The sequence below is a fragment of the Klebsiella sp. ZJOU C1 genome (assembly GCF_035620215.1).
GTDB classification, from domain to species: domain Bacteria; phylum Pseudomonadota; class Gammaproteobacteria; order Enterobacterales; family Enterobacteriaceae; genus Klebsiella; species Klebsiella variicola.
In genome coordinates, this window is sequence record NZ_CP141644.1 from 5,193,629 (window position 1) to 5,209,338 (window position 15,710).

Consider the following 15,710-nt stretch of genomic DNA (forward strand, 5'->3'; position numbering starts at 1 on the left):
CCTACCTCTCCCGCGCGGGGAGAGGGGGTCAGGCATCGTGCTTATTATTCGACGGAGACGTTATCGAAGTGGTGTTTGCCCAGCGGATCCACCACATAGCCTTTGACTTCTTTACGCACCGGCTCATAGACGGTGGAGTGGGCGATGATCAGCGCTGGAGCCTGGTCATGCATCACTACCTGAGCCTGTTTGTACAGTTCAATACGCTTGTTGTGGTCGTCGGTAGCGCGGGCCGGCTGAATCAAATCTTCAAACGGCTTATAGCACCAGCGCGAGTAGTTGGAGCCGTCTTTCGCTGCGGCGCAGCTGAACAGGGTCGCGAAGAAGTTATCCGGATCCCCGTTGTCGCCGGTCCAGCCCATCATTACGGTCTGGTGCTCGCCCGCTTTCGCCCGCTTCAGATATTCACCCCACTCATAGGTAACAATCTTGGCCTGGACCCCGACTTTCGCCCAGTCAGCCTGGATCATTTCAGCCATACGGCGAGCATTCGGGTTGTACGGACGCTGTACTGGCATTGCCCACAGGTCGATGGTGAAGCCTTTTTCCAGGCCCGCTTCTTTCAGCAGCTGTTTCGCCTTCTCCGGATCGTAGGTGTAGTCCTTAACGTCGTCGTTATAGCCCCACATGGTCGGCGGGATCAGGTTCTTCGCCGCCTGGCCTGCGCCCTGGTAAACGGCTTTGATGATCGCTTCTTTGTTCACCGCGTAGGTCAGCGCCTGACGAACTTTGACGTCGTCCAGCGGTTTCTTCTCGGTGTTGAAGGAGAGATAACCGACGTTCAGGCCCGGCTGTTCCAGCAGGGTAATGTTCTTATCTTCCTTCATGCGCGCGATATCCGCCGGGTTCGGGTACGGCATCACCTGGCACTCATTTTTCTGCAGCTTGGCATAGCGCACGGAAGCGTCCGGGGTGATGGAGAAGACCAGACGATCGATCTTCGGCTTGGTACCCCAGTAGCCCGGGAAGGCTTTATACAGAATGCGGGAATCTTTCTGGTACTGCAGCAGCTGGAATGGGCCGGTACCGATTGGATTGAGGTCCACTTTTTCCGGCGTGCCAGCTTTCAACATGTTATCGGCATACTCTTTCGACAGGATGGAGGCGAAGTCCATGGCCAGGTCAGCGAGGAACGGCGCTTCCGGGCGAGTCAGGACGAACTGGACGGTTTTATCGTCCACTTTCTTCACTTCGCTAATCAGGTCCGGTAACCCCATCCCTTCAAAGTATTCATAGCTGCCGCCAGAAACTTTATGGTACGGGTTATTGGTATTCTTCTGGCGATCGAAGGAGAACACGATGTCATCGGCGTTCAGGTCACGGGTGGGTTTGAAGTCTTTATTATCTTGCCACTTCACGCCCTGGCGCAGATGGAAAGTATAGGTTTTGCCATCAGGACTGACTTCCCATTTCTCAGCAAGCCCTGGAATAACTTCCGTGGTACCGGTTTTAAATTCGACCAGGCGGTTATAGATCGGTACGGAACTGGCGTCATAGGTGGTGCCAGAGGTGAAGAGCTGTGGGTTAAAGCCTTCCGGCGAGCCTTCAGAACAATAAACCAGGGTTTTCGCTTGCACGCTGGCGGCGACGGTCATGGCGACCAGGCTCAGACCAAGCTTCAGCATCCCTGATTTCTTCAAGGAAATACTCATTATTCTGCTCCAAAACTGTGATGTTGTTTGCATATATCCGCCGGACCTTTATTTATTTTTATTCGTCCTATTTCAAACAACGGATGCGTTGGCTGCGCTCGATCATCCCAGTCACATCGTTATCTATGCTCAGGGGAGCTCGTACACTTGCCGCCTTTCCGCAGCTCGAACTATTTAGAATATACCCGGTCCAGTCGGTGGTGCCCGAAGGCGTAGAGAGAGATGGGGATTCCTTTCGCAAAAACGACTGAGTTGCAGTACGGATTCTCCATGAAATGCCCCTCATGCCCTACAATCTGTCAACAGAATGGGGAAACGTCAATACAGCCAGCCGGGTTTTACATCCAGCGTGAGAAACGGAAGGCAAAGATTAAAAAAACTTCAAGGCGCTATTTTCAGCAGAGAAATTTATGCTACGGGTCAATAAGCAGAATAATGACCTTAATAATTTGCAACACGCAGAGGGAAACAATTCCAACAAATGAGAAAAATTTCTTGCCGTGTGACCAATATGTGAGCGATTAATAGCGCGAACGTTAAAGCGCACAGCGGAAAATGCTACATTTAGCCATAAGCTTCGCGAAAAAAGATCTGTTCATCGATAAAAAAATGCAATGGAAGATGTCACAAAATAGCGAATAGCTGGCTGGAAACGTGGGTAAAGTCGTTTATTGTGATTTTGGTGGAATTTTTGGCCAGTGGCGCACTGATGATGCCCGGCGGCGCTGCGCTTGCGCGGGCCTACGGAACACAAGTCGAACTCTGCCCCCGGAGGTTCTCATCCTCACAGGCCTCAGATGCAAAAAAGCCTGCTCGTTGAGCAGGCTTTTCGAATTTGGTCGGTGATAGAGGATGACTCACCACTTCGTGGCTCGCCCTGCGGGCCGTTGCTGACGCAACGTTCTCTCGCTTCGCTCGAGTCGAACCTCCTGCCCCCGGAGGTTCTCATCCTCACAGGCCACAGATGCAAAAAAGCCTGCTCGTTGAGCAGGCTTTTCGAATTTGGTCGGTGATAGAGGATTCGAACCTCCGACCCCTTCGTCCCGAACGAAGTGCGCTACCAGGCTGCGCCAATCACCGAATGCGGGGCGCATCTTACTGCTGGGATGCCTACCCGTCAATGCCTTATTTTCAAAAAATCGCTCAACCGGCGAGAAACTCAGCAGCCTGAGCAGCGAATCGCCGGTTGGTCATCGTTTTCAGCGGCAGGTCACCTCAAACGCTTTGCGATACTCGGATACCTTACAGGTCACCGGCTCACCGAGATAGGTCGAGCCCGCCGGGTTGAATTTAAATTCCCCCAGCAGCATCGTCAGTTCCCCCAGCTCCGGGCAGGATTGCTGATGACGCATAATATCCGGGCGGGTATCGTTATTCACCGCGCGGGCGATGTCGCTGTATGCCAGCTTGTCGGCAAAGGCATTAGCACAAAACTGCAGTTCGCTTTGCGCCATATGCGCGGCCTGCCCTTTCAGCTCGGCATGCTGCGCCAGCAGCAGCTGGCGAACCTCGCCGGCCCGGCTGTAACCGATCGCCGAATAGCCGGCCTTATTGCTGAGGTTGACGCTGGCGCCAGCCTCAAGCAGCGCCTCAACATTGGCTTTATTATTCATTTTGACCGCCAGCATCAGCGGGCTGAGGTCGTTGGCGGAGAGCTGGTCCACCTTTGCGCCGCGCTGCACCAGCGCCGCGATCACCGCAGGCGACCCCTGACCCGCCGCCACCTGCAGCGCCGTGAGTCCTTCACGGTTCGGCTTATCCACCTCCACACCGGAGGCCGACAGCGCCAGCACCAGATTGGGATCATCCCCCGCCGCCGCCAGCATCAGCGGGGTGGTGCCGGATTTATCCGCCAGGCTGGTGTCCGCCCCGGCGTTGGCCAGCGTCGTGATGGTTTCCGCCGAACGCGCGTGATCGACCGCGAGGAAAAAGGCCGATTCCCCTGACGCATTGACGGCCTTCACGTCCGCCCCGTGCCTGATCAGCAGCGCCACGATCTCGTCGACGTTCTTCTTAAACGCGCCGGGCGCCAGTTGTAACGCCATGTCTTCGGTCATCAGCGCGCGGTTACCCGTCGCCAGCGATTTCGCCGCCGTTGCGCCGACAATTTTATCCAGCGCGCTCTCCTTCTCGACAGGCGCATCGGGCTTTTTCATCGCCAGAATATGCTGATAGTCGTTTCTGACATCCCCGCCGTCGGCAATGGCGGACATCAATGCCGTACTCTTCTCGACGCTGGTCTGATTTACCGACGCGCCGGCCTGGAGAAGATCGCCGATAATCGCGGCATCGCTGCCGCGCGCCGCCGCCAGCATCAGCGCCGTGACGCCCTGGCGCGTCTGGAGATTCGGCTTCGCCTGACGCTTAAGCAGTAACGCTACCACATCACGACGATTTTCCGCGGCAGCGACCATCAGGCCACTTAAGCCGGTTTTATCCTGACCATCCACATCAATGCCGTTATTCAGCATGGCTTCGATCGTCGCTGGCGCATCGTATTTACAGGCCAGCAGGAACTGGCTGGTCTCTTCCTCAGACTGGCAGCCCGCGAGCATCAACAGGCACAGTAAGGCCAACCCCTTTATCACCTTCATCCTTTCTCTCCATGAAAAGTTCGTGCACAGGGGGAGCGAGAAAACTGGAGGGTAATCAAAGAAGAAGAGGCAACCTGCCAGACACATCCACTGTGCGAAAAAAATCCCTCGCGCGGCGTCAGCCGGCGAGGGATTAGCTTATCCTGGGCTCAGGAAGGGAGAACAGACCCGAGAATCTGAAAATAAACCCCGTGCCTTACTTTTTCCACCGGCACCAGTTGTTATTCTCATTGATCCCGCCATCCGGCGAGGTATAACCGAGACAGCCCATAATGGTGTCATACAGCTCGACGTGACGGCGCGGCACCTTCATCGCAGCCTGCTGCTGCAGATGGGCAAACGCGGCGGCATGATCGGGGTTCTCCAGGTATTTATCCGACATCCACACCATCATCGGCACGCGGAACTGCTCCGGCGGCGCCATCTTGCGCGGCGTTCCGTGCAGGTGTTCGCGTTCATTAATCGACTCCCCATGATCGGCGGCATAGAACACAATCGCTTTCTTATCCCGCAGCTGGTCGAGGACGCTGACGATAAAGTGATCGACGTAGGTCACGCTGTTATCGTAGGAGTTAATCAGCTCCGCTTTCGAGCACTTGTTGTCGACGCCGACGCACTCCGGCTTCCACTGGGCGAAGCTGCGCGGGTAGCGTTGGGTGTAGTTAAAGTGGGAGCCTTTGGTGTGGAGAATGATCAGATGCTTACCGGAGGCGTTGCCCTGCGCCATACCGCGCTTCATCTCATCCACCAGCAGCATATCGTCAACGCTCTTACCACGGTTGCGCGGCTCGGCGCCAATTTGCTCGCGGTAGGCGATATTGTTGGCCATCGTGTTGCTGTAGAACCACATCTCGCTCTGCATGGCATAGAGATTGCCGTTGAAGCCCAACTGATGAAGCACGGCAAAGACGTTCTGCTCTTTGAGCGTTCGCTGCGGGTTATCCTCCGCCCCGCCCTGACGCACAAACATACAGCGTAACGACAGCTTGGTGGCGGTATCGCAGGAGTAGCCGCGGAAAGCGACAAGATTCTTCTCTTTCTCCAGCTCTGGCGTGGTATTGCGCCTATAGCCGAGGATACCCATATGGTCCCAGCGGGTCGTTTCGCCAATGATAAACACCACGTAGGTGTCATCCAGGCCTTCCGGCGCGACGTAGGTAAACTTCTTCGCCGGGTTAATCAGCGATTTATTATCCGAGGATTCATCCACCTGCGCCCAGGCGTACAGCCCCAGCGCCGACAGCCAGTTTGATGGCAGATAGGAGTTGGCGATCACCCCGCCATAGCTCGGCATATCCACTTCCGAATGGCGCTCCACATCATGCTGACGCAGCTCAAGCAGGCGGATGGGACCCCAGACAATGAGTCCGGCCAGCACGACGATCAATACGTTTTTAACCCGCTGACCCGGGGTGCGCAGTTGGCGCAGCAGCGTATGGCGGCAGCGGTTGCTCCAGATGAACAGCAGCGGCGGCGCGCTCACCACCACCAGCCAGAGGATCAGGTGCCAGCCAATGACCTCTTTCGACAGGTCGATATCGGTGGTCATCACCGAAGCGATAATTCCGTAGCCAATCACCACATTGAGGAACGTCATGTAGTAACTGGCGGCGGCGGAAAACAGGACAATCAGCGTCGCCAGAATGCGCCAGATGCGGCGACCAAACAGTGACAGCAGACGTAACAGGAAGAAGGTGACAAAGACCGTGGCGACCAGTTCAACGACACCGGAAAGCCCTTTCCAGAAAGTGAACTCTTGAGCATAACCATCGAAACGCCGGAAAAAAACGGCGATGTTCATAAACCAGCCGATGTACAGCGCCAGCCAAAAACTAAGCTTCTGCTGCGTCATCGTTCTAATATATTTCATGCAAGCAAACCTGGAAAAAGAAGAATAAAACACCGCCTGACGCTGTGGCACGAGTCAGTAGGCTAATAGGGTGCGTTAGGGTTGGTTATCAGAAACCTCTACAAAGCGCGATAAGTAGACCACAGGGAACGGGAAAAGTATCAGGAGGGAATGTGATCCAGCCAAACATTTACAAAACATTTGGCTGGATTGGCACTATTTGCTTAGGGGATTAACCAGGGGCACGTTTCACGCTGCAGGTTTCAGGCGTGCGCCTCGCTATAAACACTGCCTTTCGGCTGACGAATGGTGGTGGACAGCGCCAGCGACAGAATCAGCAGGGCGAAGATCACGCAGAAGGTCACGTAGAAGCCGCCGAACAGCGAAGCGATGAGAGAGCCGCAGATGCTGCCGATACCAAAGCCCAGATAAATCACGCCGTAGTTTTTCGCCAGATTGTTCAGGCCAAAGAACTCACTCACCAGCGACGGGAAGACGGTGATGGTGCCGCCGAAGTTAAAGGCGACGCAGGCGATGGCGGCGAAGAAAGTCATGGCATTCAGCGGGGCGAACAGCAGCGCGGCCATCCCTACCAGCGACACGATCTGACCGAGGGTAATCACACGAATGCGGGAGATCTTGTCGGACAGGATGCCTAACACCAGGCGGCCGCTAAGGTTAGCAATCGAGATAACGGTTACCGCGTTTGCCGCCGTGGCGACATCCAGGTGGACCATCCCCTGGGCAATATCTTTCGCCACGCCAATCACGTACAGTCCGCTCATGCAGGCCGTCAGGAACATCACCGCCAGCATCCAGTACTGCGGTTTGCGCATCGATTCGGCGAGAGTAAAGTCATTTTCCACGACGCCGTTGGCCGCGGTGGTCGCCGTATGATTCGGCGCATCTTTCATCAGGGTCGCGCCAAAGACGATCATCACCAGCACGATAGCGCCCCAGATGACGAAGGTTTTTTCCAGGCCGACGGTGGCCAGCAGATGGGAATCAATGAATTTGAACCCCAGGCTGCCGAGCCCATAGGAACCAATGGAGAAAGCAGAGATCAGCCCTTTACGCTCCGGGAACCACTTCACGCAGTTCGACAGGGTCAGCAGATAGCCGGCGCCGTCCGCCAGCCCCACCAGCACGCCCGCGCTCAGCCACAGCATCATCAGGCTATTGGAGTGCGCGGTCAGGAAGAAGCCCAGACCGAGCAGGATCCCGGAGGCCATGGTCACACGCTTAACGCCAAAGCGTTCCTGCAACTTTCCGGCGACCGACGAGGAGAGCGCCAGCCCGAGGCTCAGCAGGCCAAAGGAGAAAGCCACCTGGCTGACCGGCTCGCCCAGTTTGTCAGACAGCGAACTATTAAACAGGCTCCAGGTATAGACCGAACCGAGAGCAAATTGGGTGATGATGGTGCCGATTAGCGTAAGCCAGCGGGTCGATTGACGGTTTGCAGCGTTCATAGCAGTTGTCCTGATAAATTAACTGCCGCCACAATAGCGAAGGCCCCTCATCCTGTGGGGAAAAAGGCATGAACTGCCACCAGCAGGGAATGAAATGCATTAATGGCGGAACGAATGACATTGCAAAACATTCATTCCGCGAATTTCAGGAAAAAAGTTAGTGTGCGCTATCTCACAGAAATGCGCCCTTACTGAGATTTAACAATAACCGCGTCGTTTCAAACGCGTAACAATATCGGTCAAAAGTTGGCGCTGACGCCCATCAAATAGAGCGTATTTTCCCCGGATGGGACATTGTCCGCCTGCGACAGCGTCGCCCATGCCGCAACATGGGATCCCAACCGCATATCGGCGCCCAGGGTGACATCACTCCAGCCGCCCTCTCTGGCGCGGGTCGTCGGCGACCAGGCATCGCTGGTAAGCGACTGGTTATAGCTCACCTGAGCCCAGGGATGCACGCCCCACAGCGACTGATAATCCATGCGCCAGCCGAGCGTGTTGACATACCCCGTCTCGCCAGCGCTTCTCGTCACTGGCGCGGTGACGTCACTGCGCAGGCTGGCCACCGGCCCGGAGGTCATGCCATTTGCCAGCAGATAATTCCAGCCAACGCTCTGACCACGGCTGCTGTCCGGTGGCGCCAGCGCCTGGTTTAATGCCAGCCCGCCAGGCGTCTCTGAGGACCTCATCCGCTCAGCGAGAATATCTTCGTAACGTGGTTGGTGATCGCTATCCCATGTATAGCGTTCCGGCGTATTACTTTTTGTATCGATAGCGATATATTCCTGTTGCCAGGCATTCGCTCCAGAGACACACGTCATCCAGACGGATACGCTCGCCGGGAACAAGAAGCCCCGGAGGCCATTGCATTTCTTTATTATCATTAATGCGACTCCAGAAAAGAGCCGAATCGGCAATATTGCTGTGTTTTTTTTGGGGATACGATTTCCCTGTATTAACTATTATCTTTATCTTTCAGCCGTCAAGCCGGGGCGTCCACTTTTTTAGCGCAGAGGGAGAAATAGCTATGCAACGTTGCGGATGGGTGAGTCAGGATCCGTTATATATCGAATATCACGATACCGAATGGGGTGTGGCGCAAAAAGAGGGCCGCCAGCTGTTTGAAATGATCTGCCTGGAGGGCCAGCAGGCCGGTTTGTCATGGATCACGGTGTTAAAAAAACGGCAGAACTACCGTCAGGCTTTTCACCAGTTCGACCCGGTGCGCGTGGCAGCGATGGGGGAAGACGATGTCGAGCAGTTGCTGCAGAATGCCGGCATCATTCGCCATCGGGGAAAAATCCAGGCCATTATCGGCAACGCCCGCGCCTATCTGGCGATGGAAGAAAATGGCGAGTCGTTCACTGATTTTGTCTGGTCCTTCGTCAACAATGAGCCGCAGGTGACCTGCGCCGCGACGCTGGCGGAGATCCCCACCACGACGCCGGCCTCCGATGCGCTGTCGAAGGCATTGAAAAAACGCGGCTTTAAATTTGTCGGCTCGACAATCTGTTATTCCTTTATGCAGGCCTGTGGACTGGTCAACGACCATATCACCGGCTGCTTCTGTCACCCTGGAGGTCAGGATGATCCGCAAGTGGGACACTAAAGATACCGCGCCGCTGCTGGCCCTGTGGCTGGACAGCACGATTCATGCCCATCCTTTTATCAGCGAAAGTTACTGGCGCGACAGCGTCGCGGTGGTACGGGATGTCTATCTTCCCGCCGCCAGCACCTGGGTCTGGGAACGCGATGGGGAATTAAAAGGCTTTGTTAGCGTGCTGGACTCCCGCTTCGTCGGCGCGCTGTTTGTCGCGCCGGACGCCATCCGCCAGGGCATTGGCCGGGCGCTGCTGGATGAAGTCAAACAGCACTACGCCTGGCTGAGTCTCGAGGTTTACCAGAAGAACGAATCGGCGGTCAGTTTCTACCATGCGCAGGGCTTCCGGATTGAAGACTGCGCATGGCAGGACGACACTCAGCACCCGACGTGGATTATGCGTTGGCCGGCGGATCAAATGCTGTAAGCGGCAGCGTCGGGCCGGTATATTTCTCCAGCCACGCCAGGGCGGTGTTCCCGGCACAGCCGTTGCCCAGCCGGGATGTCGGGATATCTTTGGTTAAGACATTCACCGCCCCGTTTTTGCAGATGCCCACCCGCGGATCCAGGTCGGGCCATGCCCCTTCATGCAGGCAAATCACCCCCGGGCGGATCCCCTCCGTCACCACCGCGCCGGCCAGCACCTGACCGCGGGCGTTCCACACCCGCACCAGATCGCCATCGGCAATCCCCCGAGCCCGGGCATCCTGCGGATGAATAGTCACCGGTTCGCGTCCGGCGACAGCATAGCGTTCGCGCAGCGTGGTGTGGTTCAGTTGACTGTGCAGACGGTGGGCCGGATGGGCCGACAGCAGCTGCAGCTGCCCCGCCTCAGCGTTGCCATGCCACTCGTCGGGCTCCAGCCACATCGGGTGCGGCGGGCAATCGGCGTAGCCAAAGGCGGCGATGGTCGGCGAGTGGATCTCAATTTTACCGCTCGCCGTTTTCAGCGGATTAGCCTGCGGATCGGCGCGGAAGGCGGCGAAGCGCGCAAAACGGGCATTCTCCGGCTCCTCTGGCATCTCAATCAGCTGGTTAGCCTGCCAGAATTCGGCAAACGGCGGCAGCATCACCTGCTGGTGAGCCCCGCGCTGGGCGGCGATCTGATAGAAGGTCTCCAGCCACTGCAAATCACTCTTCCCTTCGGTGAAGCGCTCGCGGCCGCCCACCTCCCAGCGTTCGCTGAGGTCGGCAAAGACCGTGAAATCGTCGCGCGCTTCATCTCGCGGGGCGACCACCTGCTTCATCGGCACCAGATGCTGATTGCTGTAATCTCCAGTCATGGTCAGATCGTTGCGCTCAAACGAGGTGGTCGCCGGCAGGACGATATCGGCATGGCGCGCGGCGGCGGTCCAGAAGCATTCGGAGATGACGATCAGCTCCGGCTTCTGCCAGGCCTGAATCAGGCGGTTGGTGTCCTGATGATGAGTAAAGTTGGCCCCGCCGGCCCACCAGATAAAGCGAATATCGGGGAAGCGACGCGCCATGCCGTTGTGCTGATACTCTGCCCCCGGATTCTCCAGCGCCTCGACGATCCGCGCGACCGGGATCTTCTCCACCGCGTCCACGCCCCCGGCGACGCTTCCCTGCATCGAGCCCAGTACCGCCGCGCGGCGCGTCGGGTTGCCGCCGTTGGCGAAATGATAGGAAAGACCAAACCCGCCTCCCGGGGTGCCAATCTGCCCTAGCATGGCGGCCAGGGTGACCAGCATCCAGTGCTTCTGCTCGCCATACTGCTGGCGCTGCATGCCCCAGCCAGACATCAGCATGGTGGTATTTTCATGGAAAATTTTCGCCAGTTCACGGATCTTATCCGCTTTCACGCCGCAGATCGCCGCCGCCCAGTCAGCGGTTTTCGCTACGCCGTCGCTTTCGCCGGTCAGATAGCGGGCAAAAATATCGTAGCCGCTGGTGCAGCGGGTAAGAAACGCATCATCCTGCCAGCTATTCTCCACCAGCGTATGGGCGATCCCCAGCATCAGCGCGACATCGGTGCCCATATGCGGCGCGATCCATTCCATCGAATCGCCAAAGAAATCGACGGTTTCCGATCGCATCGGATCGATGCAGATCAGGCGCTTACCGCTCTGGCGCAGCCGGTCGAACCACGGGATCCCCTGCTCGTCGGAGGCGTTCCAGGCAATTTTCAGGGTGTTCAGCGGATTGGCGCTCCACAGCACCACCACTTCGCTGTGCTCGAGCACCAGCGGCCAGCTGGTCTGCTGCTGATACACCTCATTCCCGCCCACGACGTAAGGCATGATCGCCTGCGCCGCGCCAGTGGAGTAATCGCCAAGATGGCCGGTATAGCCGCCCGCCAGGCTCATGTAGCGCTGCAGCAGGGTGGCCGCCTTATGCAGGACGCCGTTAGAGCGCCAGCCGTAGGAGCCGGCGAAAATCGACTGCGGACCGTAGCTTTCGCGGATCCGCCGATGCTGGGCGTCAATTAAATCCAGCGCCTGATCCCAGCTCACCCGCACGAATTCATCCTGACCGCGGACCCCCTGGGGCTTGTCCGGTGAAGCAAGGAAGCCTTTGCGCACCATCGGATAGCGCACGCGGGTTTTGCTGTGGACCTGATCGCGCACCGCCGTTTGCAGCGAGTTGGCAAACGGTGTCGCCAGCGCGCCGCGGGAAGAGAGGACGTTTTCACCGTCCGTTTCCACCAGCATCGGTCCCCAGTGGGCGGCGGTTAAGATGGTTTTGGTTGCAGATGAGGTTGGCAAGGGCGGCTCCTGGTCAGCGAATGCAGGTGTCATGACGGCGTGATGGGCAACCGTTCAATGTTATTTACAAAATGAGATGGTATCGGGGGAATTTTCTACGTAATCACGCGTCATAATCAACCGTCACGTTCGCTGTGACAAAGAATAAAAAGGATTAAGGACATTAAATGAAAAAACGCGTACTTATGATTGCGGCGCTGGTCAGCGGCACTCTGGCCATTTCTGGCTGCACCACCAACCCCTATACCGGTGAACGTGAAGCAGGTAAATCCGGTATTGGCGCAGGTATTGGCTCCTTAGTGGGCGCTGGCGTCGGCGCGCTCTCCTCTTCCAAACATGACCGCGGCAAAGGCGCGCTGATTGGCGCAGCGGCCGGCGCGGCGCTCGGCGGCGGCATTGGTTACTACATGGACGTGCAGGAAGCGAAGCTGCGCGACAAAATGCAGGGAACCGGGGTCAGCGTGACGCGAAATGGCGACAATATCGTGCTGAACATGCCGAATAACGTCACCTTCGACAGCAATAGCGCCAACCTGAAGCCGGCCGGCGCCAACACCCTGACCGGCGTGGCCATGGTGCTGAAAGAGTACGAGAAAACCGCTGTTAACGTCGTCGGCTACACCGACAGCACCGGCAGCAAGGATCTGAATATGCGTCTGTCGCAACAGCGTGCAGACAGCGTCGCCAGCGCGCTGATCACTCAGGGCGTGGCGGCCAATCGCATTCGCACCACCGGCATGGGGCCGGCGAATCCTATCGCCAGCAACAGCACGGCGGAAGGCAAAGCGCAGAACCGTCGCGTGGAAATTACCCTCAGCCCGCTGCAATAAGCGCATCCTCATGTCGCCCGGCAGCCGCTCTGCCGGGCAAAATGCTTGATATCGCTATTTTTCGCGCTAAGGTGTTGGCAGATTTTCAGCAAAGGAAGCCACCATGGCGAAAGCGGCGCGTGCAACTATCAGCGATGTGGCGAAAGCCGCAAAGACCGGCAAAACCAGCATTTCACGTTATCTTAACGGCGAGAAGCATCTGCTTTCCGACGATCTGTTATCACGTATTGAAAAAGCCATTGCCGAACTCGACTACCGCCCCAGCCTGATGGCCCGGGGCCTCAAGCACGGCCGAACCCGCCTTATTGGCCTGATCATCGCCGATATCACCAACCCCTACTCGGTCAATGTCATGAGCGGCATTGAAGCGGCCTGCCGGGAAAAAGGCTTCACCCTGCTGGTGTGTAATACCAATAACGAGCTGGATCAGGAACTGCACTACCTGGACCTGCTGCGCAGCTACCAGGTGGAAGGCATCGTGGTCAACGCAGTCGGTATGCGGGAGGATGGCCTGAACCGCCTGCAGCAGTCGGCCCTGCCGATGGTGCTGATTGACCGTAAAATCCCCGACTTCGCCTGCGATGTGGTCGGGCTTGATAACGCCCAGGCCGCCACCACCGCCACCGAACACCTGGTGGAGAAAGGGTTTGAGGCCATCCTGTTTCTCAGCGAACCGCTGGGCTCGGTGAATACCCGCCGCGAGCGTCTGAGCGCTTTTCGCGCTACCCTCACTCGTCACCACGGCGTGGTGGCTGAAAACGCCGAAGTGCAGCTCAACGACGGCGCGATGATGGACAACGTCCTGCGCCAGTTCCACGCCCGTCACCGCGGGATGCGCAAAGCGGTCATCTCCGCCAACGGCGCCCTGACGCTGCAGGTGGCCCGCGCTCTGAAGCGCGTCGGCCTGATCTGGGGGAGCGATATCGGCCTGCTGGGCTTCGACGAACTGGAGTGGGCGGAGCTGGCTGGCGTTGGTATTACCACCCTCAAACAGCCGACGTGGCAGATCGGCTACGCCGCGGTCGAACAGGTGATTCGGCGCATTGCCGGCACTAACGACCCCATCCGCGAGCGGGTCTTCTCCGGCGAGCTTATCGTCCGCGGATCAACCTCCCGTTAACGATCCTTCGTGATGCCGATCATAAATTAAACATCTCGCCCTTTCTTATGGAACCGATACCATCTAGCGTATTAAGGAGATTAAGCAACAAACGCCGGGAGTAAGAGCGCGATGGCCAGAAAAATTATTGTCGTTACCGCTGCGTATGGTAATGACCATGTTAAATCCTTAGGCGGCCAGGCCGCTGTCCTGCCGTTCATCGCCGACGCCGGTGCGGACGGTGTCGAAATCCGCCGCGAGCTGTGCAGCGCGGAAGAGCTCAACGCTCTGCCGTCGCTGGCGGCCACCATTGAGCGCCACGGCCTGCTGGCCTGCTACTCCGCGCCGCAGGCGCTGTTCGCCGATAACGGCGAGCTCAACCCGGAACTCCCGGCGCTGCTCGCGGAAGCGCAAACCCTTAACGCCCTGTGGCTAAAGCTCTCCCTTGGCCATTTCCTTCACAATCAGCAGTTGGATGAGCTGCGCGAGATCCTCCGCGACAGCGGCATGGCGTTGGTGGTAGAGAATGACCAGACCGACTGCGGCCAGCTGGCGCCGATGCAGCGCTTCAAAGCCGCCTGCAGGGTCCATCAGTTGCCGGTCACCTTAACGTTTGATATGGGCAACTGGCTGTGGGTCGGCGACTCGCCGGAAGAGGCGGCACGCCACCTTGCGCCGGCGGTCAGCTATATTCATGTGAAAGCGGCGGAGCCTCATCATGAGAAATTCCGCGCGGTACCGCCGGATCAGGCCGCCGATCGCTGGCTGGCCCTGCTCGATAATCTTCCTGCCGACGCGCCGCGTGGAATCGAGTTCCCGCTGACTGGCCATGACCTGACGGCCGTGACCCGCCGCTACGTCAACCTGTTACGCGAGGATTAAGCCGTGGAAAATTTAGATGTCATCACCATCGGCGAAGCCATGGCCATGTTTGTCGCCACCGAAACCGGCGATCTGGCCGAGGTGGAGCATTTCATGAAGCGTGTCGCCGGCGCCGAACTGAACGTCGCCACCGGCCTGGCGCGCCTGGGTCTGAAGGTCGGCTGGGTCAGCCGCGTCGGCAACGACAGCTTTGGCCGCTTCGTACTGCAATCGCTGGCGAAAGAGGGGATCGATAGCCACGCTGTCGCCATCGACAACCGCTTCGCTACCGGTTTCCAGATGAAATCGAAAGTCGAAAATGGAACCGATCCCATTGTGGAGTATTTCCGCAAAGGCTCTGCCGCCAGCCATCTGTCGCCGGACGATTTTCGCGCCGACTACTTCACCAGCGCCCGCCATCTGCACCTGAGCGGCGTGGCCGCCGCGCTCTCTGAAAGCTCATATGCGCTGCTGGAGCATGCGGCGAAGGTGATGAAAGCCGAGGGAAAAACCCTCTCTTTCGACCCTAATCTGCGCCCGGTGCTGTGGAAAAGCGAAGCCGAGATGGTGGAGAAACTCAACCGTCTCGCCTTCCAGGCTGACTGGGTTTTGCCAGGCTTAAAAGAGGGCGTGATTCTCACCGGCCAGCAGACCCCGGAAGGGATCGCCGATTTTTATCTCTCCCGCGGCGTCAAGGCGGTAGTCATTAAAACCGGCTGCGACGGCGCCTGGTTCAAGAGCGCCAGCGGCGAACAGGGAACGGTTGATGCCATTAAAGTCGAAAACGTCGTCGATACCGTCGGCGCCGGCGACGGCTTTGCCGTCGGGGTGATTAGCGCCCTGCTGGAAGGCAAAACCCTGCTTCAGGCGGTGAACCGTGGCAATAAAATCGGTTCGCTGGCGATTCAGGTCCAGGGCGACAGCGAGGGGCTCCCCACCCGCGATGCGCTGGGCGAATAACATTTATACGCAACAATAACAGCCGTCCTGTACCCTACCTGCAGCGCGGCACAGCAGCGTCCGTTTCGAC

The 15,710-nt window shown here is 57.8% G+C and carries 12 protein-coding genes, 1 tRNA gene and 1 other RNA gene; 6 read left to right on the forward strand and 8 right to left on the reverse strand.

The window, feature by feature from the left end:
* Nucleotides 1–44 precede the first annotated feature (44 nt).
* The 7 genes from dppA to SPE70_RS24970 all read right to left on the reverse strand — a co-directional run bounded on the left by dppA (nucleotide 45) and on the right by SPE70_RS24970 (nucleotide 8,385).
* Nucleotides 45–1,652, reverse strand: a complete 1,608-nt coding sequence (dppA, locus tag SPE70_RS24940; RefSeq protein ID WP_012540345.1) for a dipeptide ABC transporter periplasmic-binding protein DppA — start codon at nucleotides 1,650–1,652, stop codon at nucleotides 45–47.
* An 836-nt stretch (nucleotides 1,653–2,488) separates the two neighbouring features.
* A non-coding RNA gene (locus tag SPE70_RS24945) (RtT sRNA) lies at nucleotides 2,489–2,621 on the reverse strand.
* Nucleotides 2,622–2,655: 34 nt separating this feature from the next.
* Nucleotides 2,656–2,732 (reverse strand) — tRNA-Pro (locus SPE70_RS24950).
* Between the two features lie 119 nt (nucleotides 2,733–2,851).
* Nucleotides 2,852–4,246: an ankyrin repeat domain-containing protein gene (locus SPE70_RS24955; RefSeq protein WP_040968939.1), complete on the reverse strand. Its 1,395-nt coding sequence runs from the start codon at nucleotides 4,244–4,246 to the stop codon at nucleotides 2,852–2,854.
* 196 nt (nucleotides 4,247–4,442) lie between these two features.
* On the reverse strand, nucleotides 4,443–6,116 hold the full coding sequence (eptB, locus tag SPE70_RS24960; RefSeq protein ID WP_040968940.1) for a kdo(2)-lipid A phosphoethanolamine 7''-transferase: 1,674 nt from the start codon (nucleotides 6,114–6,116) through the stop codon (nucleotides 4,443–4,445).
* 242 nt (nucleotides 6,117–6,358) lie between these two features.
* Complete coding sequence (locus SPE70_RS24965) at nucleotides 6,359–7,564, reverse strand: L-lactate MFS transporter (protein WP_012540343.1); 1,206 nt, start codon at nucleotides 7,562–7,564, stop codon at nucleotides 6,359–6,361.
* 239 nt (nucleotides 7,565–7,803) lie between these two features.
* The gene (locus SPE70_RS24970; protein ID WP_162550778.1) at nucleotides 7,804–8,385 is read right to left on the reverse strand and encodes an autotransporter outer membrane beta-barrel domain-containing protein; all 582 of its coding nucleotides are present in this window, start codon (nucleotides 8,383–8,385) and stop codon (nucleotides 7,804–7,806) included.
* Between the two features lie 206 nt (nucleotides 8,386–8,591).
* On the opposite strand from SPE70_RS24970, the gene tag reads away from it, so the two are divergent.
* Together tag and SPE70_RS24980 are read left to right on the forward strand one after the other, a co-directional pair.
* Nucleotides 8,592–9,173, forward strand: coding sequence for a DNA-3-methyladenine glycosylase I (gene tag, locus SPE70_RS24975; protein WP_008806894.1), 582 nt, complete (start codon nucleotides 8,592–8,594; stop codon nucleotides 9,171–9,173).
* Entirely contained in the window at nucleotides 9,151–9,591 is a 441-nt protein-coding gene (locus SPE70_RS24980) for an N-acetyltransferase (RefSeq protein WP_008806893.1), read from the forward strand. The genes tag and SPE70_RS24980 overlap by 23 nt, the downstream gene beginning before the upstream one ends.
* On the opposite strand, the gene SPE70_RS24985 is transcribed toward SPE70_RS24980, so the two are convergent.
* Entirely contained in the window at nucleotides 9,560–11,890 is a 2,331-nt protein-coding gene (locus SPE70_RS24985) for a molybdopterin guanine dinucleotide-containing S/N-oxide reductase (protein ID WP_022064585.1), read from the reverse strand. The genes SPE70_RS24980 and SPE70_RS24985 overlap by 32 nt on opposite strands.
* A gap of 167 nt (nucleotides 11,891–12,057) precedes the next feature.
* Here SPE70_RS24985 and SPE70_RS24990 point away from each other — a divergent pair, with 167 nt between their 5' ends.
* The 4 genes from SPE70_RS24990 (at nucleotide 12,058) to SPE70_RS25005 (ending at nucleotide 15,640) form a co-directional block, all read left to right on the forward strand.
* Nucleotides 12,058–12,720, forward strand: coding sequence for an OmpA family lipoprotein (locus tag SPE70_RS24990; RefSeq protein ID WP_002921917.1), 663 nt, complete (start codon nucleotides 12,058–12,060; stop codon nucleotides 12,718–12,720).
* A gap of 103 nt (nucleotides 12,721–12,823) precedes the next feature.
* Nucleotides 12,824–13,840 carry a LacI family DNA-binding transcriptional regulator gene (locus SPE70_RS24995; RefSeq protein ID WP_008806891.1) on the forward strand — a complete coding sequence of 339 codons (1,017 nt, stop codon included), beginning with the start codon at nucleotides 12,824–12,826 and terminating at the stop codon, nucleotides 13,838–13,840.
* Between the two features lie 111 nt (nucleotides 13,841–13,951).
* Nucleotides 13,952–14,701, forward strand: a complete 750-nt coding sequence (locus tag SPE70_RS25000) for a sugar phosphate isomerase/epimerase family protein (RefSeq protein WP_008806890.1) — start codon at nucleotides 13,952–13,954, stop codon at nucleotides 14,699–14,701.
* Nucleotides 14,702–14,704: 3 nt separating this feature from the next.
* A complete protein-coding gene (locus SPE70_RS25005; protein ID WP_008806889.1) occupies nucleotides 14,705–15,640 on the forward strand; it encodes a sugar kinase in 936 nt (311 codons plus the stop codon).
* Nucleotides 15,641–15,710 lie beyond the last annotated feature (70 nt).